The 25,326-nt window shown below is 72.6% G+C and carries 30 protein-coding genes; 5 read left to right on the top strand and 25 right to left on the bottom strand.

Annotated features, from left to right (window positions below):
* Positions 1–60: 60 nt before the first annotated feature.
* From E1291_RS07450 to E1291_RS07385, 14 genes are all read right to left on the bottom strand, one after another.
* Positions 61–360 (bottom strand): antibiotic biosynthesis monooxygenase family protein, encoded by a 300-nt coding sequence (locus E1291_RS07450; protein ID WP_131736989.1) that lies wholly within the window; start codon positions 358–360, stop codon positions 61–63.
* A gap of 35 nt (positions 361–395) precedes the next feature.
* Positions 396–680: an antibiotic biosynthesis monooxygenase gene (locus E1291_RS07445; protein WP_131736988.1), complete on the bottom strand. Its 285-nt coding sequence runs from the start codon at positions 678–680 to the stop codon at positions 396–398.
* Positions 681–698: 18 nt separating this feature from the next.
* Positions 699–1,439, bottom strand: coding sequence for an SDR family NAD(P)-dependent oxidoreductase (locus tag E1291_RS07440; protein WP_131736987.1), 741 nt, complete (start codon positions 1,437–1,439; stop codon positions 699–701).
* A 124-nt stretch (positions 1,440–1,563) separates the two neighbouring features.
* Positions 1,564–2,442: an AfsR/SARP family transcriptional regulator gene (locus E1291_RS07435; RefSeq protein WP_207400606.1), complete on the bottom strand. Its 879-nt coding sequence runs from the start codon at positions 2,440–2,442 to the stop codon at positions 1,564–1,566.
* A gap of 31 nt (positions 2,443–2,473) precedes the next feature.
* Positions 2,474–2,854 carry a SchA/CurD-like domain-containing protein gene (locus E1291_RS07430; RefSeq protein WP_131736986.1) on the bottom strand — a complete coding sequence of 127 codons (381 nt, stop codon included), beginning with the start codon at positions 2,852–2,854 and terminating at the stop codon, positions 2,474–2,476.
* A gap of 133 nt (positions 2,855–2,987) precedes the next feature.
* Positions 2,988–3,920, bottom strand: a complete 933-nt coding sequence (locus tag E1291_RS07425) for an NAD(P)-dependent oxidoreductase (RefSeq protein ID WP_131736985.1) — start codon at positions 3,918–3,920, stop codon at positions 2,988–2,990.
* 26 nt (positions 3,921–3,946) lie between these two features.
* The gene (locus E1291_RS07420) at positions 3,947–4,402 is read right to left on the bottom strand and encodes an anthrone oxygenase family protein (RefSeq protein ID WP_131736984.1); all 456 of its coding nucleotides are present in this window, start codon (positions 4,400–4,402) and stop codon (positions 3,947–3,949) included.
* A gap of 225 nt (positions 4,403–4,627) precedes the next feature.
* Positions 4,628–5,131, bottom strand: coding sequence for a hypothetical protein (locus E1291_RS07415; protein ID WP_131736983.1), 504 nt, complete (start codon positions 5,129–5,131; stop codon positions 4,628–4,630).
* Positions 5,132–5,281: 150 nt separating this feature from the next.
* Positions 5,282–5,635 carry an antibiotic biosynthesis monooxygenase family protein gene (locus tag E1291_RS07410; RefSeq protein ID WP_131736982.1) on the bottom strand — a complete coding sequence of 118 codons (354 nt, stop codon included), beginning with the start codon at positions 5,633–5,635 and terminating at the stop codon, positions 5,282–5,284.
* Position 5,636: 1 nt separating this feature from the next.
* Positions 5,637–6,830, bottom strand: coding sequence for an SDR family oxidoreductase (locus tag E1291_RS44900; RefSeq protein ID WP_306434452.1), 1,194 nt, complete (start codon positions 6,828–6,830; stop codon positions 5,637–5,639).
* 152 nt (positions 6,831–6,982) lie between these two features.
* Positions 6,983–8,377, bottom strand: a complete 1,395-nt coding sequence (locus E1291_RS07400) for a multicopper oxidase family protein (protein ID WP_242614002.1) — start codon at positions 8,375–8,377, stop codon at positions 6,983–6,985.
* A 239-nt stretch (positions 8,378–8,616) separates the two neighbouring features.
* Positions 8,617–8,907: an antibiotic biosynthesis monooxygenase family protein gene (locus tag E1291_RS07395; protein WP_242614001.1), complete on the bottom strand. Its 291-nt coding sequence runs from the start codon at positions 8,905–8,907 to the stop codon at positions 8,617–8,619.
* 37 nt (positions 8,908–8,944) lie between these two features.
* The gene (locus tag E1291_RS07390) at positions 8,945–9,199 is read right to left on the bottom strand and encodes an acyl carrier protein (RefSeq protein WP_131736979.1); all 255 of its coding nucleotides are present in this window, start codon (positions 9,197–9,199) and stop codon (positions 8,945–8,947) included.
* Positions 9,200–9,328: 129 nt separating this feature from the next.
* On the bottom strand, positions 9,329–11,359 hold the full coding sequence (locus E1291_RS07385; RefSeq protein ID WP_278045238.1) for an AfsR/SARP family transcriptional regulator: 2,031 nt from the start codon (positions 11,357–11,359) through the stop codon (positions 9,329–9,331).
* A gap of 862 nt (positions 11,360–12,221) precedes the next feature.
* On the opposite strand from E1291_RS07385, the gene E1291_RS07380 reads away from it, so the two are divergent.
* Positions 12,222–12,506 (top strand): hypothetical protein, encoded by a 285-nt coding sequence (locus E1291_RS07380; RefSeq protein ID WP_131736977.1) that lies wholly within the window; start codon positions 12,222–12,224, stop codon positions 12,504–12,506.
* A gap of 103 nt (positions 12,507–12,609) precedes the next feature.
* Complete coding sequence (locus E1291_RS07375) at positions 12,610–13,062, top strand: MarR family winged helix-turn-helix transcriptional regulator (protein ID WP_131736976.1); 453 nt, start codon at positions 12,610–12,612, stop codon at positions 13,060–13,062.
* 89 nt (positions 13,063–13,151) lie between these two features.
* Here the strand turns inward: E1291_RS07375 and E1291_RS07370 are convergent, their stop codons facing one another.
* The 5 genes from E1291_RS07370 to E1291_RS07350 form a co-directional block, all read right to left on the bottom strand.
* Positions 13,152–13,784: a DUF1707 SHOCT-like domain-containing protein gene (locus E1291_RS07370; protein WP_131736975.1), complete on the bottom strand. Its 633-nt coding sequence runs from the start codon at positions 13,782–13,784 to the stop codon at positions 13,152–13,154.
* A 134-nt stretch (positions 13,785–13,918) separates the two neighbouring features.
* Positions 13,919–14,407 (bottom strand): acetyl-CoA carboxylase biotin carboxyl carrier protein, encoded by a 489-nt coding sequence (gene accB, locus E1291_RS07365; RefSeq protein WP_165494996.1) that lies wholly within the window; start codon positions 14,405–14,407, stop codon positions 13,919–13,921.
* Between the two features lie 98 nt (positions 14,408–14,505).
* A complete protein-coding gene (locus E1291_RS07360) occupies positions 14,506–15,000 on the bottom strand; it encodes a MarR family winged helix-turn-helix transcriptional regulator (protein ID WP_131736973.1) in 495 nt (164 codons plus the stop codon).
* Positions 15,001–15,205: 205 nt separating this feature from the next.
* A complete protein-coding gene (locus E1291_RS07355; protein WP_131736972.1) occupies positions 15,206–16,015 on the bottom strand; it encodes an LOG family protein in 810 nt (269 codons plus the stop codon).
* Between the two features lie 99 nt (positions 16,016–16,114).
* Positions 16,115–16,804, bottom strand: a complete 690-nt coding sequence (locus tag E1291_RS07350; protein WP_242613999.1) for a 4'-phosphopantetheinyl transferase family protein — start codon at positions 16,802–16,804, stop codon at positions 16,115–16,117.
* 52 nt (positions 16,805–16,856) lie between these two features.
* Here E1291_RS07350 and dapE point away from each other — a divergent pair, with 52 nt between their 5' ends.
* Positions 16,857–17,915, top strand: a complete 1,059-nt coding sequence (gene dapE / locus E1291_RS07345; protein WP_131736970.1) for a succinyl-diaminopimelate desuccinylase — start codon at positions 16,857–16,859, stop codon at positions 17,913–17,915.
* A 42-nt stretch (positions 17,916–17,957) separates the two neighbouring features.
* On the opposite strand, the gene E1291_RS07340 is transcribed toward dapE, so the two are convergent.
* A complete protein-coding gene (locus tag E1291_RS07340) occupies positions 17,958–18,794 on the bottom strand; it encodes a 2,3,4,5-tetrahydropyridine-2,6-dicarboxylate N-succinyltransferase (RefSeq protein WP_131736969.1) in 837 nt (278 codons plus the stop codon).
* Positions 18,795–18,838: 44 nt separating this feature from the next.
* Between E1291_RS07340 and E1291_RS07335 the strand changes: the two genes are divergently transcribed.
* Positions 18,839–19,738 carry a hypothetical protein gene (locus E1291_RS07335; protein WP_242613998.1) on the top strand — a complete coding sequence of 300 codons (900 nt, stop codon included), beginning with the start codon at positions 18,839–18,841 and terminating at the stop codon, positions 19,736–19,738.
* 24 nt (positions 19,739–19,762) lie between these two features.
* Here the strand turns inward: E1291_RS07335 and E1291_RS07330 are convergent, their stop codons facing one another.
* Both E1291_RS07330 and E1291_RS07325 read right to left on the bottom strand, forming a co-directional pair.
* Positions 19,763–21,238 carry an MFS transporter gene (locus E1291_RS07330; protein ID WP_131736968.1) on the bottom strand — a complete coding sequence of 492 codons (1,476 nt, stop codon included), beginning with the start codon at positions 21,236–21,238 and terminating at the stop codon, positions 19,763–19,765.
* 36 nt (positions 21,239–21,274) lie between these two features.
* Complete coding sequence (locus E1291_RS07325) at positions 21,275–21,913, bottom strand: hemerythrin domain-containing protein (protein ID WP_131736967.1); 639 nt, start codon at positions 21,911–21,913, stop codon at positions 21,275–21,277.
* A 180-nt stretch (positions 21,914–22,093) separates the two neighbouring features.
* On the opposite strand from E1291_RS07325, the gene sigJ reads away from it, so the two are divergent.
* On the top strand, positions 22,094–23,017 hold the full coding sequence (gene sigJ, locus E1291_RS07320; RefSeq protein WP_242613997.1) for an RNA polymerase sigma factor SigJ: 924 nt from the start codon (positions 22,094–22,096) through the stop codon (positions 23,015–23,017).
* Between the two features lie 36 nt (positions 23,018–23,053).
* Here the strand turns inward: sigJ and E1291_RS07315 are convergent, their stop codons facing one another.
* From E1291_RS07315 to E1291_RS07305, 3 genes are all read right to left on the bottom strand, one after another.
* Positions 23,054–23,881, bottom strand: a complete 828-nt coding sequence (locus E1291_RS07315) for an SAM-dependent methyltransferase (protein ID WP_242613996.1) — start codon at positions 23,879–23,881, stop codon at positions 23,054–23,056.
* A gap of 42 nt (positions 23,882–23,923) precedes the next feature.
* The gene (locus E1291_RS07310) at positions 23,924–24,937 is read right to left on the bottom strand and encodes an ABC transporter permease (protein WP_242613995.1); all 1,014 of its coding nucleotides are present in this window, start codon (positions 24,935–24,937) and stop codon (positions 23,924–23,926) included.
* The coding region (locus tag E1291_RS07305) for an ATP-binding cassette domain-containing protein (RefSeq protein WP_131736965.1) at positions 24,938–25,326 on the bottom strand (389 nt) is incomplete at its 5' end.

Raw genomic sequence — 25,326 nt, 5'->3', positions numbered from 1 at the left:
CCCGGGTTCCGGGCCCGGCCGACGCGGTGCCGGCCGAACGGTGTCGATCACAGGTGTCGATCACACGGTGTCGAGCCGTGCCCTCACCTCGTAGATGCGGCGCTCCACGCCGTTCTCGCCCCAGTACGGGAGCATCGGCGCCGCCATCCGCAGGTGCTCGGGCGCGTCCTCCCAGGCCCGGAACACCTCCTCGCTCTCCCACTCGGCGAGCAGGACGTAGTCGTCGCCGTCGCGGAGCAGTTCGTCGTTGAGATGTCCGGGAGTGCCGCGCACCGTCCGGGTCACTTCGCGGTAGGCCGCCTCGAACTTCTCCCGGTCCTCCTTACGCGGGGTGGCACGGACAAGAACGCGTACCGTCATCGCTGCCGCCTTCCTCCGTTGACGCCCGGCGGCCCTCAGGCCCGGGCGATGAGTTCCAGAACCTGCTTGCTCGCCGACTCGCGGAGCGGCTCGAAGGCGGCGGACATGGCCTGCCGCCCGGCGCTTCCCTCGAACGCCTCTAACGCGTCCCGGCTCTCCCAGTCACCCGTGATGACATAGAGCCGGCGCTGCTTCTCGTCGCACATCATGGCCTGGCCGAGACTGCCCCGCGGAGGCGCCTTCATGGCCTTCCTCCAGATCTCCTCGAAGCTGCTCTCGCATCCCTCTCGGACCAGCATCGTGAGCACCGCGCGGACCATCGCTTCTCCTCCCCCGGGTCAGATTCCGCCGTCGACGTCGAGCACGGCGCCGGTCACGTACCGGGCCGCGTCGCTGGCCAGGAAGAGCACCGCGTCGGCGACCTCGGCGGGCTCGCCGAGCCGTCCCAGCGAGGTCATCTCGGCGTAGCGGCGCTTCCCGGCCTCGCCCTGCGGGCTCTTCTGCCCGGTGTTGTCGACGATGCCGCAGGTGATGGCGTTGACGCGGACGCCGTCGCGGCCGAGTTCCTTGCACAGCGCGCGGGTCAGCCCGATGACGCCCGCCTTCGAGGAGACGTAGTGCGCGGCGTTCGGCATCCCGTGCCGGGCGACCGCGGAGGTGACGTTGACGATGGAGGCCGGCCGGGCCAGCCGGTCCAGGGACGCCCGGATCACCTGGTAGGTGCCGGTGAGGTTGGTGCCGACCACCCGGGACCACTCCTCCTCCGGCATCTCCGCCAGCGGCAGGTGACTGATCACCCCGGCGTTGTTGACGAGGACGTCCACCGGCCCGTGGGCCTCGTGCGCGGTGTCGAGCAGCCGCCGGGCGCCGGCCGCGTCCGCGACGTCCGCCCGGACGATCCGCACGGCGGCCGACGCCGCCGCCATCTCCTCCCGCAGGCTCTCCGCCTCGGGCGTCTCGGTGCGGTGACAGGTCGTCACCGTGGCCCCCTGCTCGACCAGGGCCAGGACGATCGCGCGGCCGATCCCGCGGGTGCCCCCCGTCACCACCGCATGCCTGCCTTTAAGGCCGAAATCCATGCCGTCCTCCTTGCCGTCCGGCTGCTCGCCCCCCGCGGGGCTCTCTGAAATGGCCTTGGAGGATCAGCCTTTCAGGGACGGATAAAATCGGGAACAATCGGCGGAAAATTGCGACCGAGCGCGATCACCTGTCCCATGCCCCCCAGGGCGGAAGAGCACGCTCATCGGCTGCGAGAATGGCCTGGTGCAGGAGTTGGAGATCGCGCCCCGGTTCCACGCCGAGTTCTGCGGCGAAGTTGCCGCGCAGTTCCCGGAAGACCTGGAGTGCGTCACCGCGCCGACCGGCCTCGCTCAGCGCCACCATCAACTGGTAATGGACGCGCTCGCGCAGCGGATGATCGGCGGCGAGGGCACGGAGCTCGGAAATGACATCGGCGTTTCCGCCGATCCGGATCTCCAGTTCCAGGCGCCGTTCCAGCGCGGAGACCCGGGACTCCTCCAGCCGCAGGGCGACGCCCTCCAGCAGCGGGGAGGAGCGCACGTCGGCCAGCGCCGGGCCGCGCCACAGCGCGGTGGCGCCCCGGCAGTACAGCAGGGCCTCGCGCAGGTCGCCGGTCTCCCGGGCGATCCGGCCGAGCTCGCACAGCCGCCGGAACTGCGGCAGGTCGAACGCCGAGTCGTCGATCTCCAGCCGGTAGCCGGGCGCACGGGTGACGATGGCCGGTCCCCCACCGGGTGGGCGGAGACCGGCCAGGACCTGGCGCAGCTGCGTGATGTACACGCGCAGCGCCTTCAGCGCGGTCCGCGGGGGGCGGTCCCCCCAGAGCTCGGAGATCAGCGTGTCCGTGGAGACCACGGTGTTGCAGCGCACCAGGAGGATCGCCAATAACACCCTCGGCTTGTGCGCACGCGGCGTCCGGACGCCCAGTCCGTCGTAGATCTCCAGCGGGCCGAGCACCACGAACTGCGGGACCGCCGCGGCCCGCGGGGCCGCCGCCGGCGCGGGCGGGCCGGCGGCGGACACGGCGGGCGGTCCTGTGATCGTTGCTGAGGGTTCCCTCATGTTGGCTCCTGTTCGCTGGAGCCGGCCGGTCTCAGTTCCCGGTCGGATGCGTCTCGACGGAGAGCTGTGAGACGCAGCGCATCAGCGCGTTACGGAAGTTCTCCTGGAATTCCTCGGGCGAGCTCGCGGGCTTGCGGTGGGTGAGGAAGGGCGCCAGCTTCTCCTCAAGGTTGTGGACGCCCGACTGGCGCGCCATGTGCCGGGCGATGGCCACGAAGTCGCCCTCGTAGTGGATCACTCGGACCATGAATTCGTCCTTGACGAACACCGCGGTCCCGAGCAGCCGTCCGACGCTCTCCCCCGACTCGTTCTCCAGGGCCGGGGTGTCGACCCGCTGGAAACTCTCGAACAGTTCCGCCAGGGCGTCGTCGCTGCCCGGCTTGATTCGGTACGTGATCGCGGCGTAAGGCATGGAAACCTCCAAATCCCGAGGCGGTCAATTCGCCTTCATCGCACACGCGGCCGCTTGAGGCTCGCTGGACGAGCGGTGAGCCCGCACCGCGCCGCGCGCGGCGGCGCCGCCCCGGCACGGCCGGTCCGGCGGCTCAGCCGCGCCCGGCGTGCTCGGCCAGCACCGCCAGGTCCCGGTCCCCGTCGCCGCCCTCGACCGCCCGCTCGACGATCTCCAGGACCCGCTCGGCCAGCGGCAGCCCGGCCGCCGCGCCGCCCGCCAGGTCGATCGCGTACCGCAGGTCCTTGGCCATCAGGCTGGTGCGGAACGCGGCGGGCTCGTAGCGGCGCTCCCTCATGATGGCCGCGCGGAACGTCATCACCATGGAGCTGACGCCGCTGCCGCCCACGCACTCCAGCACGTCGGCGCGGTCCAGGCCGCCGCTCTCGCCCAGCGCCACCGCCTCGGCCAGCGCGGCGATCTCGGCGCCGATCAGCACGTTCAGGACCAGCTTCATGGTGGCGGCCGCGCCCGCGCCGCCGAAGTACCGCAGCTCCTGGCCGAGGTCCTCCAGCACGTCCCGGACCGACTCCACGTCCGCCCGCTCCCCGGCGGCCATCACCCGCATCTCGCCGGCCCTGGCCTGCAGCGGGTTGCCGAGCACGCACGCCTCGACGCGGCGGGCGCCGGCCTCGGCGAGCCGGAGGGCGGCCCGCCGGGCGAAGGCGGGCGTGACGGTGGAGGTGTCGATGACGGGCGTGCCGGGCGCCAGGCCCTTCAGCGCGTCCCCGAACAGCACCCGCTCGACCGCGGCCTCGTCGGCGAGGCTGACGACCACCGCGTCCGCGCCCCGGACCGCCTCGGCGGCGGTGGCCGCGGCGACCGCGCCCGCCGCGACGAGCGGCGCCGCCTTGGCCGCCGTCCGGTTGTAGACGCGGACGGTGCGGCCCGTCTCCACCAGCCGCCCCGCCATCCCGGCCCCCATCACGCCGAGGCCGACGAACCCGATGACGCGGTTGCGCACCGTGCCCTTCTCCGCGCCCTGCTCGGTGCCCTTCTCGGGGGCCTTCTCCGTCGTACCGCTCATCAGCTCGCTCCCTCGGTCGTTTCCGGTCAGGCCACGGTGGCCAGGGCGTTCACCAGCAGGGCCGCGATCGCGAGCCCGGTGCGCAGCAGGTGCCAGCGGCGCCAGACCGCCCGCGGGTCGCGCCATTCCGCCGGCAGCGGCGCGTCCGGGTCCAGCCCCTTGACCTGCCGGTTCAGCGGCACGTTCAGCAGGTGCGAGACACCGGAGACGCCGACCAGCAGCGCGGCCCCCAGGCCGAACAGCGACCGGGCGGCGGTGCCGTCGGCGACCACCGCGAGCGTCGCGGTGGTGAGCGCGGAGGCCAGCACGATCACCGGCATGGTCGGGTCCCAGTTGCGGCCGAGCAACTGGTGGAAGCGCACGTAGAGCTGCGGTGACACCGCCGCCATCGCGGGCACCACGCTGATGGCCACCGCCAGCAGCACGCCCGCGGTGAGCCCGCTTCCCGCAAGGCCCAGAACGGTCAGCGTGTTCTCGAGCACGGCTTCCTCCGATCGGCTCGCCAAGGGCGGACCCGGCCGGGCTCCGCACACTCGGCACCCTGCGCCGGTGGGCTCGACGTGTGATCGAGGGCCGCTCGGCGGCGCGGCGCGCGGACGCCTGCCGGGGCACCCGTCTCCGGGCAGCCGTAAGGCCGGACGCGCGTCGCGCGCCCGGCCCCCGTCCTGATGACCCTCCCGGAGGACTCCGCCGCCGGGTCCGCTCCGTCAGCCGCCCAGCTCCCACGGGCCGAAGCCGAACCGGGTCCCGGTGGCGGTGGCCTCGTGGGTGAGCACCACCGTGCCGCCCGGATCGACGAACTTCGCCGTCCCGGTCTCGGTGAACGCCGTCGACGACGTCACGGTCCCGGTCATCTCGACCACCACGATCCCGCCGATCTCGTCGTTGGAGACGACGTAGTGCCGGTAGACGATGGCGAAGGTCCGCGCCCCGGTGGCCTTCCACGTGCCGAAGCCCGTGACCCGTGAGGCGTCGGTGCCGGAGACCAGGCCGTCCCGCCCGAAGGAGAACATCCCCTTCTCCGGCGGCCGCCCCGAGCCCGCGACCGTGACCTCCGTCATCCACGTCCCGGTGAGCGGGTGCGTCCCGGTGGTGCCCGCCTCCGCGCGGTCCGGGGTCAGCGCGGGCGCGAGCAAAGCGGTCGCGCCCGCGGCGGGCAGCCACCGGCCGCCTCGGCGCAGCATCTCGCGACGTCCCGGGTCATCTCTCATGGTCCCCTCCTCGTGATGACTCGCCGTCCCCGCGGGCCCGGCCGGATCGCCGGCTCGAGGATCGCTCGCACCCGCCGGCCGGGGCGTCGAGCGGCGCCGCGCCGGGGCGTGTCCCCCTGGAACCCGCGTCCCGCGGCGCGGCGCCCGGTGTCAGCCCGCGGTGACGGACGGCCGCGGCTCCGCCGTGGCCTTGCCGGTCATCTCGAAGACCACCTGCATCGTCGCCATCGTGGCCGACGACCGGTACGGGTGGAGCTTGGTGCGGTGCTCCAGGTGCTTGTCACTGCGCTCGAACAGGCGGAACCCGGGCTCGTCCACCCAGTCGCTGACGACGTGGTAGACGCCCTCCTCGCCGTCCTCGCGGGACAGCCACTGGCGGATGTTGGCCGGGTCCTCGGTGATCGCGTGGCCGACGCTGTGCCAGGTCTCCTCGAACTCCCGCTCCATCCCGGGCTTGATGTTCATCCGCAGCATGACCCGGAAGATGCGCGTCTCGTCCGCCATGTCAGATCCCTCCGTCGACGTTGATCGTCTCTCCGGTGATGAACGCGGCCATGTCGCTGGCCAGGAAGAGCACCGGCCCCGCGATGTCGGCCGTCACGCCGAGCCGCCCGACGGCCGTGAGCTTCTCGTACCGGGCGCGGACCTCGGGCGACACCTCCTCCTCGGTCTCGATCGGGCCGGGCGCGACCAGGTTGACGCGGTACCCCTTCGGGCCGAGCTCCTTGCAGAGCGAGCGGGTCAGCCCGAGCAGGCCCGCCTTGGACGCGGTGTAGTGCGAGCGCAGCGGGATGCCGACGGTCGCGACCTTCGACCCGATGTTGATGATCGAGGCGCCCGGGGACAGGATCGGCAGCGACTTCTGCACGACCAGGAACGTGCCGGTCAGGTTGACGTCCAGCACCCGCCGCCACTCGTCGGCGGGCAGCTTGTCGAACGGGACGTGGCTGATGCTGCCGGCGTTGTTGACGATGACGTCGATCGTGCCGAGGTGCTCGCGGCACGCCTCGACCAGCCGCTCGATCTCGGCCTCGACGCCCACGTCGGCCTTGATGACCTTGTGGTCGCCCGGCGTCTCGCTCAGCGCCTTGACGAGGCTGTCCACCGCGGGACCCTCGTTGCGGTAGCAGGTGACGACGGAGGCGCCGGCCCGCGCGAACGCCAGCACGATGCCCCGGCCGATGCCGCGGGTCCCGCCGGTGACCAGCACCCGCCGGCCGGTGTGGTCGAAGCGCACGCCGCCCGCGGCGCGCTCGGCCGCCTCCTCCACGATGCGCTTGATGCGCTCCATCTGCACGGCGGTGTTGCGGTTGAGGCGCGCCGTCATCCCCTCGTCGTCGAGCGGCGCGCCGGGCTTCATCGTGAAGTCCTGCTTCCACCGCATCTTCACGCCGCCGTCGACCTGCTCGTACTCCCAGAACAGGTTCATGTACTCGAACACGCCGGTCTCGACCCGCCGCGAGCGGACGGTGCGCGTCTCCGCGTCGGGGGTCCGCTCCGACACCCAGCTCCAGACCGTGCCGTTCTCGTCGGGGTGCATCGAGAGCCGGAACCGGATCGTGTCGCCGTCGCGCTCCACGATCTCGGCGGCGGCGTACTCGCTGAACAGGGTGGGCCAGGACTCGATGTCGTTGGTCATGTCCCAGACCAGGTCCATCGGCGCGTTGATGACGATCTCGTTGTCGGTGTGTCCCGCCATGCTGGTTTCCCTCTCCATGGACGTGGCCGGTTCGCTCGAACGGTGCCGCGCCGGGCTAGAACCCCCCTCGCGGGCCGGTGGTGCCCCGGCGCGGCGGCGGTCGAGCCGCGGGTCGGGCGGCGGGTCGCCGGTCGCGGCGGCCCGCCGGCGGATCAGGCGACGATCTCGGCCTGCGCCATCATTCCCATGGACGAGTGGTCGATCAGGTGGCAGTGGTAGAGGTACCGGCCGAGGTAGGTGTCCCAGCGGACCTTGATCCGCACGGTGCTGCCGGACGCGACGAACACGGTGTCCTTCGGGCCGGTCTCGTGCGGCGCCACCGGCTGCCCGTCGCGGTCGAGCACCTCGAAGTGCGTGCCGTGCAGGTGCATGTTGTGGGGCACCGGCGGGCTGACGCCGAGGTTCTGTATCTGCCAGATCTCGGTGTCCCCGCGCTTGATCTTGGCGTCGACCCGGTTCATGTCGAAGGTCTTGCCGTCCAGGAGCCACTCCTGGTTCTGCGGGTTGAAGCCGAACGACACGGTCCGGGTCTGGTCGGGCTCGCCCAGGTTCATCCGGCGGCGCAGGGTCGCCGGCACCCGGCTGCGGTCGCGGACCGGCTCGCCCACGTCGAAGCGCAGGATGCTGCGGGACGCCTCGTCCGTCCCGAACGCGTTGGTGAGGACGACCTGTGTGCCGGGCGCGTAGCCGCTGAAGTCGACCACGACGTCCGCCCGCTCGGCCGGGGACAGCGCGATGCTCTTGACCGGCTGCGGCGCCGGCAGCAGGCCGCCGTCGGAGGCCACGACCGTCAGGTCGGCGCCGGTGCTCAGGCTCAGGTTGAAGAACCGCATGTTGGCGGCGTTGACCAGCCGCAGCCGGTACTTGCGCGCCGCCACCTTGAAGTAGGGCTGCGGGCTGCCGTTGACCAGCACCGTGTTGCGGTACTTGAAGTCGCCCATCTCGTAGACGATCTGGCCCGCGTCGTCGAACCGGATGTCCCGCAGGATGATCGGCACGTCGTACGCGCCGTTCGGCAGCCCCAGCCTCAGCTCCGCCGGGTCGGAGATGAGGTACGTCCCCGACAGCCCGCGGAAGACGTTCTCCGACTCCATGTGGTGGACGTGGTCGTGGTACCAGAGCGTCGCGGCGGGCTGGTCGTTCGGGTACTCGTAGTCCCGGTAGCCGCCCGGCACGATCCCGTTCGCCGGGTGACCGTCGTTGGCCGGCGAGACGTGCCCGCCGTGCAGGTGCACCACGGCCTCACCGGTCAGCTTGTTCGTCTGCCGGACGACGACCCGGCGCCCCTTGACGGCCCTGATCGTCGGGCCGGGGAACTGGCCGTCGTAGCTGAGGACCTTCGTCCGCACCCCCGGCAGGATCTCGGCCTGCGCCTCTTGAATGGTCAGGTGGTAGTAGTCGGTCGTCAGCGTGCGCATGACGGGCCTGGCCGCCCGCGGAATCTGCAGCGGCACGGTGAACGCCGCCGGAACCACTCCCGGGCGCTCCTTGCGCCGCAGCGAGTTGAGGCCCAGACCACCGGGAACGACGAGTCCGGTGACCCCCACCGCCCCCAGTTTGAGAGCGTCACGCCTTTTGATCGTCCGGTCCATGAAGAGGCCCTCCCGAGTTTTCTTGATCGGAACGGGCACACCGTGCCGAATGGCGCTCGAGAACGGCTCGCGTGCTCCTCGCCGACCGGACCGCTCGCAATGCGCGGTCGCTCGGAATAGGGGGGCCGCGCGGAACGCGCGGCGGCCGCGGTCCCGGGCCGGGCCCGGGACCGCGGCCGCCGCGGACCCGCGTGTCAGTAGGCCGCGACCACCTCGTAGATCCCGAACGGCGCGCCGGGTCCCGCCCCGTTCTGGAGCGGGCGGAGGGGGGCCGTCGTGTCGCGGTGCGCGGCGCCCTCCTCCCAGGTGCGGAACGCCTCGGCGTCGCGCCACTCGCTCATCACCACGAAGGCGGACGGGTCGCGCACGGAGCGGAGCAGGACGTTGCCGAGCAGGCCGGGGGTGCCGTCCAGTGCGCGGCTGATGACGTGGTAGGCGTCCTCGACGGCCGTCGCGTCGGCGTCGGGAGCGCTCGCGTAGACCATCACGTGGACCCGGCCGAGCCTCTCCCCGGCCCGGCGCTCACGCGGCGGCGATGCGGGGGTTGACATATTCGACGATGGCGTCGGGGGTCGGCAGTTCGGCGACCGTCTCGTCCGGAATGGCGACCAGGAACTCCTGCTGGATCCGCGCCGCCATTTCCAGGACCGCCAGCGAGTCGTATCCCATGTCCTCGAAGCTGACGGTGCTGATGTCATCGTCCAAGCTGATGGTGTCCGGCTCGCCCGCGCAGGCCCGCAGAATGCGCCGGACATCGTCCACCGTGAATCTCGACATCTTCTTCTCCCCTTCAGTGCCGGTGGAAGCACTGTCACGGGGAGGACTTGAACTCCGCTGGATCCGGAATGGAGAACCAACCGGATCCAGCCGGAGCCCGAGAGCGGGGGTGAGCGGGGTTCGGCGGCGTCAGCCCTGTCCGGCCCCCTGCCCCGCCATCCCGTTGACCCGGTGCTGCTGCGGGTCCCGGCGGTCGGCCTCGTCCGGCCGTCGCAGCCTGCGGCGCAGCTGGTCGGGGCCCTCGTCGCGGGCGGGCTCGCCCGCCTCGAGTTCACGGCGACGCGGGTCGACCGGGCGCAGCGCGTCCAGGCGCGAGTCGGCCGGCGGCCTGCCGAACGGGATTCCGTCGGCCTGCGCCTGCGCGCGCATCGGCTCCAGGAAGTCCTGGTCGAGGCACTCGCGGGCGTAGAGACGGATCAGCTCGTGCATCCGGTACCGGATCTCGCCGGCACTGGCGTCGGCGACCGACAGCAGATTGCAGCTGGCCAGCCGGACCAGCTTGGCCTCCACCAGGTCGGTCCCGGAGCCCACGAGCCGGGCGGCGGTCTCGGCGGTGAACCCGGCCGCGGGAAGCAGGCTGACCAGCCGGAAGATGCTGCGGTCCTGCTGGTCGAGGCGGCGGTAGCTGGCGGCGTACCGGGACCGGACGTCCAGGTCGGCGAAGGCCAGCAGGTCGAGCCGGCCGGCGCCGGACTCCAGCCGCTGCACCAGCGTGTCGATCGGCCAGTTGCGGGTGGCGGCCAGCCGGGAGCCGAGGCTGCGCATCGCGACCGGCAGCCGCCCGCACAGCTCGGCGGCCCGCTCGGCGAACCGCCGCTCGGCCCCGAGATAGGCCCGCCCGCTCGCCGACTCGATCAGCTCGACGGCGTCGTCCTGGCCCATCTCCTCCAGCAGGACGTGCCGGACCCCCGGCAGGCTGTACAACCCCCACCGGGTGGTGATGAGGACCGAGCTGCCGGGGGAGGCGGGCAGCAGCGGCGCCACCTGGGGCACCGACGACGCGTCGTCGAGCACCACCAGGATCCGCCGCCCCATCGTCCAGGTGCGGAACAGGTTGGAGCGCTCCTGCAGGCTCTCGGGCATCTCGTGCGCCGGCACCCCGATCGCCCGCAGGAACCCCTCCAGGATCTGGCCGGGGTCGGCGGGGTGCTCGGACGTTCCGCGCAGGTCGGCGAAGAGCTGGCCGTCGGGGAACTCCGCGCGGCTGGCGTGGCCCGCGCGCAGCGCCAGCGTGGTCTTGCCCACGCCGGGCATCCCCGCGACGCACACAGCGCGCCCGGCGGTGCCCTCCCGGCCCGAGTCGAGCAACCCCACCCGAATCCGGTCCAGCAGGTCCGCCTTGCCGATGAAGTCGGGGATGTCGGGCGGCAGCTGCGCCGGCGGCACCAGCCGGCCGGACGGCCCGCCCGCGACGACCGGCGCGGACGCCGCCTTCTCCTCCACGGCCTCGGAGTTGAGCAGGGTCAGGTGCAGCCGCTGGATCGAGGCGGACGGCTCCATGCCGAGCTCGTCGACCAGCATGCGACGCAGACCCTGGTAGACCTCGAGCGCCTCGTAGCGGCGTCCCGAGCGGTTCAGGGCCACCATGAGGTGGCCGTAGAAGCGCTCGTTGAGCGGTTGCTCGGACACCAGCATCTTGAGCTCGCTCACGAGCTGCTGGTGCCGGCCCAGTTCCAGGTCCGCCGTGATCCGCTGCTCGAGGACGCGCAGCCGCTCCTCCTCCAGCCGCGTCACGTGCGCCGACAGGATGTCGCCGACGGCGACGTCGGCCAGCGCCGGGCCGCGCCACACGGTCAGCGCCTCCGACAGCAGCGTCGAGGCGCGCGCCGCGTCGCCCTCCTCCAGGGCGGTGCGGCCGTCCTGGGCGAGTCGCTCGAACCGGAGCAGATCGCCCAGCTCCGCGGGGACGTCGAGCAGGTATCCGGAGATCCTCGTGTGAAGCTCCGCCGAACCGCAGTGCTCCAGCACGTCCTTCCGGAGCTTGTATATGTACGTCTGGAGGGTCGTCATCGCGCTGTTGGGCGGCTCCTCGCCCCACAGCTCGTCGATCAGCTCCCCCACTTGTACGAGCTTTCCACATCGAACCAGCAGAAACGCGAGGACCTGCCGAACCTTTGGCGCGGTAGGGGTTATCTCCACGTCTCCATTGGCGACCCACATTGGGCCCAGAATCCGAAAATGCATGCTCCGTTCGTCTCCTGATCTCGTCCAGCTGGTGGACGCCGCTGTTCCCCGAGAACGATCAACACGCAAGGATTGTCAACTCGATTTCCGGACTAGGCAACAACTCCCCCGCTAGACGTCTGGACATACATATCTCACTCGAGAAAGAACGGAGACCCCTTGATTTCAGGACGATCACTCCCTAGGCTCACTAGCCCCCGCCGCAGCTCGGTGATCGAGTGGTGATGCCGGGCCGCACCGGGCGAACGCCCTGCCCCTGGGCACCGCTCCGCACGACCGCCACACCATGCACAGCGGCGCCTCGGAGGGCGCTCGAAGACCACTCGCGCCCGGATTCGGCCGCCGCCACCATCTGCCACCTCATTAGCTGACGCCAGGTATCACCGAAAGCCATCAACCATAAAGGCGGTCGGGCATTACGCTAGTGATCATTGACAAGGACCGTCCCCACACGAGTCGATGATCATCCGATCATACTTGAGAATCAGTACTGGTCAGCGTGGCCGGAACCGGCCTGCGAGCTGCCCTAAAACACCGGGGCGGACGGCAAACAATGCCAAACCGAAGTTGCCGCCGAACCGGCCTTGCTCGTGTCGCACTGTTCACGCAAACCCGATATCCGTTCACCGGAGCGTCGCCGCCCGCGACCGGCCGCGCAATGGCGGGGCCCGCTCGCGGCCCGGTGGACCCCGGCACCGTGGCCGCCGGGCGCACCGGCCGCGGACCGTCCCGGATACGGGTGAGACGGGCCACTCGGGCCGTGGTCCAGCGACCCTCGACCGGCCGGAGAGGGGATCCGGCGACCCTCGCATGCAGGATCCAGGACCGGAGGGCTCGCATGCGTAGGAAGAACCGGAAGATCGCGGCACTGCGACGGTTGATGAGCCACCTCCGCGTCGGCCTGATGTACTGCGGTGCCTATGCCTGGCCGACGACCGAGCTGATCGCCGCGGTGCGCGCGGCGTCGGCCGAGTCGGCGGCCCGGGCGGCACGGCGCGCGCGGCGCGGGGCCCACGACGGGAGGCACCCGGAACGGGTCACTCCGTACGCGGACCTCCCGGGCGACGAGCGCCGGCTCCTCGAAGAACTCGAGCAGCAGCTCAAGCGGGAGAACGAGAAGTAGGCGCCGCACGCCCTGCTGCGACGAACCGCCACACCCTGGACAATAGTCTCTATATCAGAGTTACTCACATTTAGCGTCCCTCTTCAAGAGAGGTAACAGGCTGATGTCCAGACCGTCGGAGCACGAGTTGCTGGTGGAGATCGCCCGTCGCACGCTGCGCAGCGTCATGCTGTACCAGGCCATGGCCGACCGGCTCGGCCTGGGGCTGAAGGACGTGCTGTGCGTCACCTCGCTGGCGCTGGACGGCGCCCAGACGCCCGGGGAGCTGGCGCGGCTGCTGAGCGTCACCTCCGGCGGCGCGATCACCGCGGTGGTCAACCGGCTGGAGACGGCGGGGCTGGTGCGCCGGACCCGCGACCCGCTGGACGGGCGGCGCATCCTCGTGGAGGCGGTCCCGGAGAACCTGACCGCGCTGTCGGCCTTCCTCCAGCAGGTCAGCGGTGTGCTGTCCGGGCGGGTGGCCGACCTGCCCCTGGCCGAGCTCGAACTGATCACCGGCTGGCTCGGGGCCGAGAACTCGGCGGCGGCGCACAACGTGCGGGAGCTCAGCGCCTGACCGCGCCGGGGCTCGGGCCCACGGGCGCAGATCTTAGGGGTCCAGGGGTTAGGGGTCCCGGCCCAGGATTCAGGGGCTCAGGGGACGGCTCAGTCCCGCGTGGTGAGCGCGGAGGAGGCGGGGCGGCGCAGCAGCCATTCGAGGAAGGTACGGCGGGGGCCGCGGACGACGAGGTTGCCGTGCCGCACGCTGCCGTTCACGGTGACCCGCAGCCGGACCGGGGTGCCCGGCGGGCGGCGGACGCGGTGCCGTTTCACGTTGCCGTGCCGTACCGAGACCGAGCCCACGTCCACCTCGACGTCGGCCGGCACGATGAGGCGGACGTTGGCGGCGCTGACGGAGACCGCGACGTCCAGCAGCGGATGCGAGATGACGGCCTCGGTCAGGTCGATGACGACGTTCGCGCTGTGCGCCTCGGCCTCCAGGCGGCGCGGTACGACCCACGCGCCCGTCCGCTCCACGTTGCCCTGGCGGGCCTCCAGCCGCAGGAGCTCCTGGGCGACCGGGGGCGGGACCACCGCCGGGGCGGCGACCGGCAGGTCGCGCAGCAGCACGGCCAGCTCGCCGTGGGTGCGCGCCGTCAGCGCGAGCCCGAGCCGCTCGTCGAGGTCCTCGGGGGTGAGCCGGCCGTCGCCCGCCGCGACCCTGAGCTGATCCACGACGTGCTCGCGTTCCTCGTGCGACGCGCGCAGGTCGGAGCGCTCGGGTTCCAGTCCGCTCATGTCTCCGCACCCTAACAGGCGAATTCTCGGAATACGAGATTCTTCGTGCCGGACGGCGGCCCCGCCCGCACGCCCTCCGGATCACGCGCGCCGGGGGCGCTCCCGGGTCACGCGGGCCCCGTCCGGTCCCGCGGTCAGGCGGGCGCCTCGCCGGTCTCCTCGGGGGCCAGGAGGAACAGCGGCTGGCCGTACTCGACCGGCTTGCCGTCCTCGACGAGCACCCTGGCGACGCGGCCCGACCGCTCGGCGGTCACCGCGTTCATGAGCTTCATCGCCTCGACGATCGCCACCTGGCGGCCCGCCTCCACCATGTCGCCGACCTCGACGAACGGCGGCGCGTCCGGGGACGGCGCGCGGTAGAAGGTGCCGACCAGCGGCGCGGTCACCTCGACGCCGGCGGGCTCCTCCTCCTCGGCCACGGGCACGGCCGCGGCGGAGATCGCCACCGCCGCGGCGCCCTGCGCCGGGACGGCTCCGGCGGCGGGCGGCGCCTCGGGCCACTCGACCTCGACGCTCATCTCGCCGGCGCGCACGCGCACGCTCTTCAGCGGCCCGCGCGTCGCGGCGATGAGCTCGCCGGCCCGCCGGCACAGGTCGTCGAGAATGCTCTGGTCTTCGTTCATGGACACCACGGCCTTCCGCTCATCACTCCGGCGAGCGTGACCGAGGGGGCTCAACCGCCACTGGAGTACGGCTGAAGGTGCGGCGCCGGGCGGCGGAGTCAGTCGGGGACGCGCGCGAGCGTCCCGGGGGCGGCGCGCAGGACGTCGGCGTGCTCCAGCAGGGCCTGGAGGGCGCGCCGCAGTTCGAGGTTGCCGTCGCTGTCGGTCCCGCCGAGGGGTTCGAGGTAGCGCTCCTCCAGCTCGCGGACCACGGCGAGGGCGGACACGATCGTCTCGGCGCCGCGGGACGTGAGCGACATCTCGACCGCGCGGGGGTCGGCCGGGTTGTCCCGCCGGACGAGCAGGCCGTTGTTCTCCAGCACGCGGGCGAGCCTGGACACGTACATCGGCTCCAGGCCGCTGTAGTCGGCCAGCTGGCGCTGGCTGGGTCGCAGGCCGCTCTGTTCCATGCTGTACAGCGAGGCCACCACGGCGTACTGGGCGTGCGTCAGCCCCAGCGGCGCGAGGGCCCGGTCCATGGCCACCCGCCAGCGCAGCGACACGTGCCACAGGAGATAGCCGCTGCTCGGAGGGAGGTCGGAGTGATTCGCCATACGAACAGCATACATGTTTATTAGCTGGAGCCAGATAATGGCGCGGGAGCTCCAGCGACCCTCGACCAGGGCACGGCCGGACAGGGCACTCAGGGATGTACCGGACATACCGCCGGAGAGGCCGCCGGACAGGGCGGACCCGGTGCGAGACCTCGCGTCCCGCACCGGGCCCCGAAGCGAACGCCCGGGACGGCGTCCGGGCGCCTCAGGTGCCGTCGCCGGCCGCCGCGGCGGTGGCCTCGACCGCGGCCTGCTCCTGGAGCCGCTTCTCGGCCTTGAGGTGCGCGTCCTCCACGATCCGCACGACCTCCTCGGGGTCGTCGGTGAGGTGGATGAGGTCCATGTCCTCCGGGGAGATCTTCGCCGACGGCAGCATCGTCGCGCGGACCCAGTCGAGCAGCCCGCCCCAGAACTCGGTGCCGACCAGCACGATCGGGAAGCGGGTGATCTTCTTGGTCTGGACGAGCGTGATCGCCTCGAACAGCTCGTCCAGCGTGCCGAAGCCGCCCGGCAGGACGACGAACGCCTGGCTGTACTTCACGAACATGGTCTTGCGGACGAAGAAGTAGCGGAACTCCAGCCCGATGTCGACATGGTCGTTCAGCTTCTGCTCGAACGGCAGCTCGATGCCGAGCCCGACCGACAGCCCGCCGCTCTCGTCGCAGCCCTTGTTGGCCGCCTCCATGATCCCCGGGCCGCCGCCGGTGATCACCGCGTAGCCGGCCTCGTGCAGCCGCCCGCCGATGTCGACGGCCAGCTCGTACTCGGGGGTGCCCGGCTTGGTGCGGGCGCTGCCGAAGACGCTGACGGCCTTCGGCAGCTCGGCCAGCAGGCCGAAGCCCTCGACGAACTCCGCCTGGATCCGCAGCACGCGCCAGGGGTCGGCGTGCACCCAGTCGGCCGGCCCGCGCTCGTCGAGCAGCCGCTGGTCGGTGGTCGTCGGCGGAACGGCCCGCCCGCGCAGGGTGGCGGGTCCCTGCTGCCGCCGGGTCCGGGGATTCACTTCGGAAGTCATGCGCTCAAAGGTAGCCGGGCGAAGGGGCCGCCACCTGGACATTCCCGATCAGCCCGGCATCGGGGGGCCGTCGGCCGGGAGCGTCCCGGAGCCGGGCGTTCAGGCCGGTGCCGGTCCCTCGCTGACGGCGAGCGGGCGGCCGGTCAGCACCGCGAGCGCCGCCGCGTACCCCGGGCCGGGCCGCAGGTCCGCCAGCCGGACGGGCGCGACGGCCGCCTCGCCCTCCCAGGCGAGCACCTCCGCGGGCTCGTCCGGGCCGGAGACGCGGATGCCGGTCATCGGCGCGGCCAGGCCGTGCCCGGTGGCCTTGAGCAACGCCTCCTTGCGGCTCCAGTAGGTGACGAAGCCGCGCCGCAGCCCGTCCGGCGGCAGGGCGGCCAGTGTCTCCCGCTCGGGCTCGGTGAGCACCATCTCGGCGAGCCGCCGCACGTCGCGGTCGCTCTCGCGCTCCACGTCCACGCCGACCTCGACGCCCTCGGCGAGGGCGACCACGACGCGGTCGCCGGAGTGCGACAGGGAGAAGTCCACGCCGTGGCCGTGCAGCCGCGGCTTGCCGTGCGGGCCGCCGCAGTGCGGGCAGCCGGTGATGAACCGGATCGCCTCCGGCGCCAGGCCGGTGGCCTCGGCGAGCGCCGTGCGCGCCAGGAACCGCCCGGTGACGAACCTGGCCTTGTCCTCGGGACGCCGGAACCGCGCGTAGCGCTCCCGCTCGGGCCCGTCCAGCAGGTCCCGCATCTCCGGCTCGTCGGCCGGGACCGCCCAGCGGACCGTGCACTCGATCTCGTCCACGCCCGCGATGATAGGTCCGCCGATGACGGGACGGCGATGATAGGACTTGGTCATGCGGCTTGATCTGTTCTCGGACGTGGCGGACCTGACGGCGGCGATCGTCGACATCGAGTCGGTGAGCGGCGCGGAGGAGGCACTGGCCGACGCGGTCGAGGAGGCCCTGCGCGCGCTTCCGCACCTGGCGGTGGAGCGGGAGGGGAACAACGTCGTCGCCCGCACCGGTCTCGGCCGGGCCGAGCGGGTCGTCCTCGCGGGCCATCTCGACACCGTCCCGCTGAACGGCAACCTGCCGTCCCGTGTCGAGGGCGACCGCCTCTACGGGTGCGGCACGACCGACATGAAGAGCGGCGTGGCGGTCGCGCTGCGGCTGGCGGCGACCGTCCCCGCGCCGACCCGCGACGTCACCTACGTCTTCTACGAGTGCGAGGAGATCGAGGCCGAGCGCAACGGGCTGCGGCGGCTCGCCGCGGCGCGCCCCGACCTGCTCGCCGGCGACTTCGCCGTGCTGATGGAGCCGACGGGCGGGCAGATCGAGGGCGGCTGCCAGGGCACGATGCGCGTGGAGGTCACCGCGACGGGCGAGCGCGCGCACAGCGCCCGCGCCTGGATGGGCTCCAACGCGATCCACACGGCGGGGCGGATCCTCGACGTCCTGCGCGCCTACGAGCCCGCCCGCCCGGTGGTGGACGGCCTGGAGTACCACGAGGGCCTCAACGCGGTGTTCGTCCGGGGCGGCGTCGCGGGCAACGTCATCCCCGACGAGTGCGTCGTCACCGTCAACTACCGGTTCGCGCCCGACAAGTCGCCCGCCGAGGCCGAGGCGTACCTGCGCGAGCTGTTCGCCGGGTTCGCGGTCGAGGTGACCGACGCCGCGGCGGCGGCGCGGCCCGGCCTGACGCACCCGGCCGCGGCCGCCTTCGCCGCCGCCAGCGGCGCCGAGGTCCGCGCCAAGCTCGGCTGGACGGACGTCGCCCGCTTCGCCGAGCTGGGCGTCCCCGCGGTCAACTACGGGCCGGGCGAGCCCACCCTCGCGCACACCCGCGACGAGTACGTGGAACTCCCGCTGATCGTCGACTGCGAGACCCGGATGCGGGCCTGGCTGACCGCCTGACGGGCGGCGCGGCGGTCGATGCGGCGGGCGGCGCGGTCCCGCTCAGGTGTTGATGCCGTGGTCGCGGAGGATGTCGTTCAGCGACGCCTTGTCGTGCCGCTGCCCCTCTTCCAGGCGCTTGAGGATGAGCACGGCGGGCAGGCCGAACGTGCCGCCCTTGAACTCCTTGGTGCGGGTGCCGCCGACGGCCACGCACCAGTCGGGGATGCGGCCGCGGCCGATCTCCTCGCCCGTCTCGACGTCGATGACGGGCATGGACGCCGACAGGTTGGTGCCGGAGCCGACCACGGCCCCCTTGCCGACCCGCGCGCCCTCGACGATCATCGAGCGGCTGCCGATCATCGCCTCGTCCTCGATGATCACCGGCTTGGCGTTCGGGGGCTCCAGCACGCCGCCGATGCCGACGCCGCCGGACAGGTGGACGTTCTTGCCGATCTGGGCGCAGGAGCCCACGGTCGCCCAGGTGTCGACCATCGTGCCGGAGTCGACGTAGGCGCCGATGTTGGTGAAGGACGGCATCAGCACGACGCCGGGCGCCAGGTGGGCGCCCCAGCGGGCGATGGCGCCGGGGACGACGCGGACGCCGTCCAGGCGGCTCTTCAGCGGGATGCGGTCGTGGTAGTGGAAGTCGCCGACCTGGGAACGCACCATGCCGAGGACCTTGAAGCTCAGCAGGATCGCCCGCTTGGCGCGCTCGTCGACGACCACCTCGTCGGTCGCGGGGTCGATGCGGGCGACACGGGCCTCGCCGGCGTCGAGCTGGTCGACGGCGGCCACGATGGCGGCGCGCGCGCCGGAGTCGTCCGGGGTCAGGTCGGCGCGCCGCTCCCACAGCTCGTCGATGACGCCGGATATCGGGCTGGTGAACGTTTCGGTCATGGCCCTTGAGCTTACTGGTGGCCATCTCCCGGTACCGTCTTCGCGTGGCTGTTTGGGCGAGGTTGAAGGCCCGCGCCGGGGAGGGGCCCGGCGGCGGGGGCGGGCGGCGGTGGCGCTGGGCCGCCGGCACGTCGGCCGTGCTGGTCGCGCTCGGCGTGGGCGGCTGGGTGCTGTTCGAGCGCGCACGTCCCTACCTGCACGGTTCCGGATGCGAGGTGCGCACGGCCTCGGGGAAGATGCCGCTGGACCTCGACCAGGGCGCGAACGCCTCCACCATCGCCGCGGTGGCGTTCCGCAAGCAGCTCCCCGAGCGGGCGGTGGTGATCGCCTACGCGACCGCGCTGCAGGAGTCGCACATCCGGAACCTGCCGGGCGGCGACCGCGACTCGGTCGGCATGTTCCAGCAGCGCCCGTCGCAGGGCTGGGGCAGCCCGGACAAGCTCCGCGACCCCGTCCAGTCGACCAGCAAGTTCTTCGACGCGCTGGTCAAGGTGAAGGACTACCTCGACCGCGACCTGCACGACGCGGCGCAGCGGGTGCAGCGCAGCGCCGACGGCCGCGCCTACGCCCAGCACGAGTCCGACGGCAAGCTGCTGGCACGGGCGTTCACCGGCCGCGAGCCCGCCACGGCGCGGTGCTGGTACCCGCCGGACGACAAGATCGCGCGGCACCGCCCGGAGGCGATCCGCGAGATGCGGCGCGCGTTCGGCGGGCGGCTCCAGGTGGACGCCCCCGCCGCGGCCGGCGCGGCCCCGGCATGGGACGCGGTCCGCGTCGTCAACGCGCGCGCGGGCTGGGCGGTGGCGTCCTGGCTGGTCACGCACGCCCGGACGTACGGTCTCGCCGAGATCCGCTACAACGGCCGCCACTGGCGGGCCGACGACGGCCACGACGGCTGGACGAAGGACGCGGACGCCCCGACCGACCACGTCATCGTCCGCTGACCGGCCGGGGCGCCCGCGTGCGCCTCAGCGGGTGGGGGCGGGCTCGGGCCGCGCCGCCTCCGCCGGGGCGTCCAGGGCCTCGCCGCGGGTGTTCGCCGCGCGGAGGGCGAGCACGGCCGCCGCGACCAGGAACAGGCTGCTGGCCAGGAGGGCGCGGGAGAAGCCCGAGGTGAGGGCCTCCGGGACGGGACGGCGGTCGGCGAGCAGGTCCTCGGTGCGGGCCGTCGCCACCGCCGAGAAGATCGCCAGGCCGAGCGCGCCGCCGAGCTGCTGCGAGGCGTTGAGCAGCGCCGCCGCGAGCCCGGCGCGGCCCGGGTCCACGTTGGCGTTGGCCGCGGTGGTGACGGCGACGAACGCGAGGCCGAGCCCGGCCGAGGTGATGAGCAGGCCGGGCAGCAGGTCGGTGAGGTAGTGGCCGTCCACCGGGATGCGCGACAGCCAGTAGATCCCGGCGGCGGAGGCCAGCAGCCCGGCGACCAGCGGGGGCCGCGTCCCGACCCGGGGGATCAGCTGGGAGGTCACGCCCGCGGCGATGCCGACGCCGAAGCACAGCGGCAGGTAGGCCGAGCCGGTCCTCAGCGGCGAGTAGCCGAGGACGTTCTCCATGTACAGGCTGAGGAAGAAGAACATCGTCATCAGGCCCGCCACCGCGACCAGCTGGGTGACGTCGGCGGCGCCGAGCCCCCGGATCCGGAAGATCGACAGTGGCAGCAGCGGGTCGCGGCCGCGCCGCTCGGCGAGCACGAAGGCGAGCAGCACGACCGCGGCGCCCGCGAGGCCGCCGATCGTGCGGGCCGCGCCCCAGCCGACGTCCGGCGCCTTCACCAGCGTGAAGACCAGCAGCATCGTCCCGCCGGTCACCAGGACCGCGCCGAGGAGGTCGAAGTCCGCCCACCGCGCGGCCCGCCGGTCGCCCTCGACCAGCGGGAACAGCCCGGCGATCACCAGGACGCAGACGGGCACGTTGACCAGCATGACCCAGCGCCAGCCGGGCCCGTCGGTGAGCAGCCCGCCGAGCAGCACGCCGGCCGCGGACGCGGCGCCGCCGACGCCGCCCCAGACGCCGAGCGCCTTGCCGCGGTCGCCGCCCTCCCGGAACAGCGTGGTCAGGATCGAGAGCGCGCCGGGCAGCATCAGCGCGGCGCCCACGCCCTGGGCGAGCCGTGCCCCGACGAGCAGGGCCGCGCTCTGCGCCAGTCCCCCGGCGACCGAGGACAGCGCGAACAGCACGGTCCCCGTCACCACGACGCGGCGGCGGCCGAGCAGGTCGGCGAGACGGCCGCCGAGCAGCATGAACCCGCCGTAGGTGAGCAGGTAGGCGCTCGGCACCCACTGGAGGCTCTGGACGGAGAAGTCCAGGTCCGCGCGGATGGCGGGCAGGGCCACGTTGACGATCGAGGCGTCGACGAAGTCGAGGAAGGCGATGGCGCAGAGCAGGGTCAGGGTGAGTTTGCCGCGGCCCGTCGCGAGGAAGGACGGACCGGCTCCCGGTTCGGTCATGGGTGAGCCTCCGGAGGGTTTCGGGTCGTCGTCGGTTCAGGCGGCCGGGGCCTGCCAGCGCGGCGCGCGCAGGTAACGGGGCCGCCACACGGCGCGGTAGATCAGCCGGACGGGCGGCGGGACGTGGCCGAGGACCTTGCGCCGGACGGAGTCGTCCGCGCCGTCCAGCAGCCAGGGGAAGAAGGTGGCCGCGCCGCTCGGCCCGAGCCGCCGGCGCTGCTCGCCGCCGAACGCGTCCCACTCCCGCACGGTGAGCAGGGCGCCGGCCAGCGGCAGGGCGAACTCCTCCTCGTGCTCGCAGTGCGCCGCGAGGGCGTCGGTCAGCCGTTCGGCGTGCCGGAGGAGATGGTCCGCGGACGCGCCGGACGAGACCGCCGTGTCCACGGCATCGAGCAGCGCGGTCAGCTCCGCGTGCTCGGCCTCCATCCGATCCAGGACGTCCGTGTCCGCCGCCTTGTCCCGCAAGACGGGCCACAGATGGGTGTCCTCGGCGGTGTGGTGGATGTGCAGGAACTTCTGGAACCGGGCCCATCCCACCTGGAGTGCCTCGCCCGAGGCGGCGCCGGACCGGGCCATGGCCGTGAGCCGTTCGAGATCGCGTTGGAAGGCGTCGTGGACGGCGTACATCATCGTGGTGTCGACCCGGCTCCGCTCGCCGGGTGTGGTGGTGCTCATGCGGGCCCCCTCGCGGTTCTGGCGTTGTCGAGAAACAAGAGGGGTCGCGGGAGGGCGAGTGTGACAGCGCGGCGCGGAGATGAGGCTCACATCACATTCCGGCCGGGGATGTCACACTTCGGGCATCCGGCCCCTCTAGGAAGCGAGCGACAGGACGTCCACCGCGGGAGGGGCAAGGCCGTGCCGGAAGCGACAGAGGTGTTCGCCGATCATCGGGAGCTGTTGTTCTCGGTCGTCTACAACCTGCTCGGCAGCGTCGCCGACACCGAGGACGTCCTCCAGGACACCTGGCTGGCCTGGGCGGGACGGGCGGAGGCGGAGGACGCGGCGGAGATCCAGAACCCGCGGGCCTACCTCGTCCGGATCGCGGTGAACGCCGCCCTCGCCCGGCAGGCGGTGATCAGCAAGCGCCGTGAGACCTATGTCGGGCCGTGGCTGCCCGAGCCGCTCGTCGCCGACGAGCCCTCCGGCACCGAGGAGGCGGCCGAGCGCACCGAGGCGGTGTCGATGGCCCTGCTGGTGGTCCTGGAGACGCTGACCCCGCTGGAACGGGCGGTGTTCGTCCTGCACGAGGTGTTCGGCTACGCCCACACCGAGATCGCGGGGATCCTGGACCGTTCCCCCTCGGCGGTCCGCCAGCTCGCGCACCGCGCCCGCGAGCACGTGCACGCCCGCCGTCCGCGCTATCAGGCCGACCCGCGCGTCCAGCGGGAGGTGACCGAGCGGTTCCTGACGGCGGCGCTGGGCGGCGACCTGGAGGGGCTGCTCGCGCTGCTGGCACCGGACGTCCAGCTATGGACCGACGGGGGCGGCAAGGCCCGGGGGACGGCGGCGCTGCGCCCGGTGCACGGGCGGGACGACGTCGCGCGGGTGATCGCGAACACCGCGGGGCGCCACGGCGGGATCACCCGGCTGGACATCCGCTACCGGACGGTCAACGGCGACCCGTCGGCACTGCTGTTCGACGAGGACGCCCCGTTCGCCGTCATGGTCCTCGACCTCGCCCCGGAGGGCGACCGCATCGCCGGCATTTACACCGTTTCCAACCCGGACAAGCTCGTACATATCAACGACCAGCCGGGAGAGCGCGGACACCGCGACTGAGCGGCGGCCGCGCCGCCGAACCCGCGCGAAAAGGCGTCAGGGTTTGCGGCCGACGCCGACGTACCACCATTCGCTGCCCGGCGACTCCCGTTCCCACACGCCCTCGGGACGCCATTCCGCGACGGTGGTGACGCCCGGTTCGATGAGCTCGAATCCGTCGAACATCCGAGAGACGGCCGCGTGACCGCGGTGCACGAGCGGCGCGGACACCGCGTCGTAGACCTCGCGCGCGGCGACGCCCACCTCCGGGTGGGCGTCGTCGGTGAGGTGGGAGATGACCAGGTGGCTGCCGGAGGCGGCGCGCTCGGTGAACTCCCGCACGACGCCCCACGGGTCCTCGTCGTCGGTGAGGCAGTGCAGGACGCCGACGAACACCACGCACACCGGCTCGCTGAAGTCGATCAGCCGCTCTACGCCGGGGTCGGCGAGGACCGCCGCCGGTTTCCGCACGTCCTCCTCGACGATCGCCGTGATCGGGTCGGCGGGCAGCATCGCGCGGGCGTGCACGGTGACGACCGGGTCATAGTCCACGTACACGACCCTGGCGTCCGGGATCACCCGCCGGGCCGCCTCGTGCACGTTGTCCATGTTCGGCAGGCCGGTGCCGAGGTCGAGGAACTGCCGGATGCCCTGCCCGGCCGCGTACCGGACGGCGCGGCCGAGGAAGCGCCGGTTGGCGACGCAGATGTCCCGGCTCGGGCCGAGCGCCATGATCTTCTCGGCGGCGTCGCGGTCGGCCTGGAAATTGTCCTTGCCGCCCAGGTAATAGTCGTACATGCGCGCCGCGTTCGGAATGGTCACATCAATGCCGGGTGGCGGCACGCGCGTTTCGTCGGTCATCGCCGTCCCGTCGATGTGTGGCACGGACGGGACCTCCGGGCCCCTGCAAAAAAGTTAGCACGGGTTTCACCGCAAGTCTGGACTTCCGTCTCTTTCGCGGCGCCGGAGGGCGCGGTCCAGGCTCACCGCGCCGAGGATGAGCGCCCCCTCGACCACCTGCCGGTAGGTCGTGTCCCAGCCCAGCAGGTTGAACCCGTTGCCGATCAGCGTCAGCACCAGCACGCCGACCATGCCCCGCCAGACCGCGCCCTCCCCGCCGAGCACGCTCGTCCCGCCGATCACCGCGGCGGCCAGCGCGGTCAGCTCCAGCAGCGTGCCCATGTCCGCCTGCGCCGACCCGCCCCGCGCGGCCAGCACCAGCCCGGCGAGCGCCGCGCAGACCCCGCTGACCGTGAAGACCGCGACCCGGACCGCGCCGACCCGGATCCCCGACATCCACGCGGCGCGCGGGTTGCCGCCCACCGCGTACACGCAGCGCCCGAACGTGGTCAGCGCCAGCAGGACCCAGGTGACGGCGGCGACCGCGAGCAGCAGCCACGACGCGGCGGTGATCCCGCCCACGGCCGTGGCCTCGCCGAGCGCCTGGAAGCCGTCCAGCTGCCGCTCGCGCGGGTAGACGATCGACCCGCCGGTGATGACGAGCGCGAGCCCCCGGTAGACGATGCTCAGCGCCAGCGTCGCGATGAAGGAGTGCACCCGCGACACCGCGACGAGCACGCCGGTGACCGCGCCGAGCGCCGCGCCCGTCCCGACGGCCGCGGCGATCCCCGCCGGCGTCCCCGCCGCGCGGGTGACCTCGACCGCGACGATCGCGCTCACCGCCAGCACCGCGCTCGCCGACAGGTCGAACACGCCGGCCACGACGCACAGCGTGATGCCGCAGGTCAGCAGGCCCACCACCACGGCCTGATCCAGCAGGTTGACGAGGTTGCCCTGGGTCAGGAAGGTGCCGGTCGACAGCGAGAGCGCCACCACCAGCGCGACGAGCGCGAGCACGATCCCGTAGTCCCGCAGCGCCGCCGCCCGCACCCGCGGGACCGCCCGCCCCTCCGCCCGCCGGCCCGTCTCCACGTTCTCCACTCAGCCCTCCTCCGGCCCGGCGAACGCGACCGCGAGGACCTGCTCGCGGGACACGGCGCCGCGCTCGAACGTCCCCGCGATCCGGCCGCCGCGCAGCACGTGGACGCGGTGGCTCAGGCCGAGCACCTCGTCCGTCTCCGCCGAGACCAGCACCACCGCCATCCCACCGGCGGCCAGCTCGACCAGCAGCCGGTGGATCTCCGCCTTGGCGGCCACGTCGACGCCGCGCGTCGGCTCGTCCACCAGCAGGACCCGCGGCTCGCGCAGCAGCCACTTGCCGAACAGCGCCTTCTGCTGGTTGCCGCCCGACAGGTGCGAGGCCGGGCCGCGCGGGTCGGCGCCGCGCACGTCCAGCCGCTCCGCGACGCCGCCCGCCGCCCGCGCCTCCG

It is taken from the genome of Actinomadura roseirufa (assembly GCF_900659635.1).
GTDB lineage: Bacteria > Actinomycetota > Actinomycetes > Streptosporangiales > Streptosporangiaceae > Spirillospora > Spirillospora roseirufa.
Note: the sequence above shows the minus strand (reverse complement) of the source record. Positions and strands in the feature narration are given on the sequence as shown.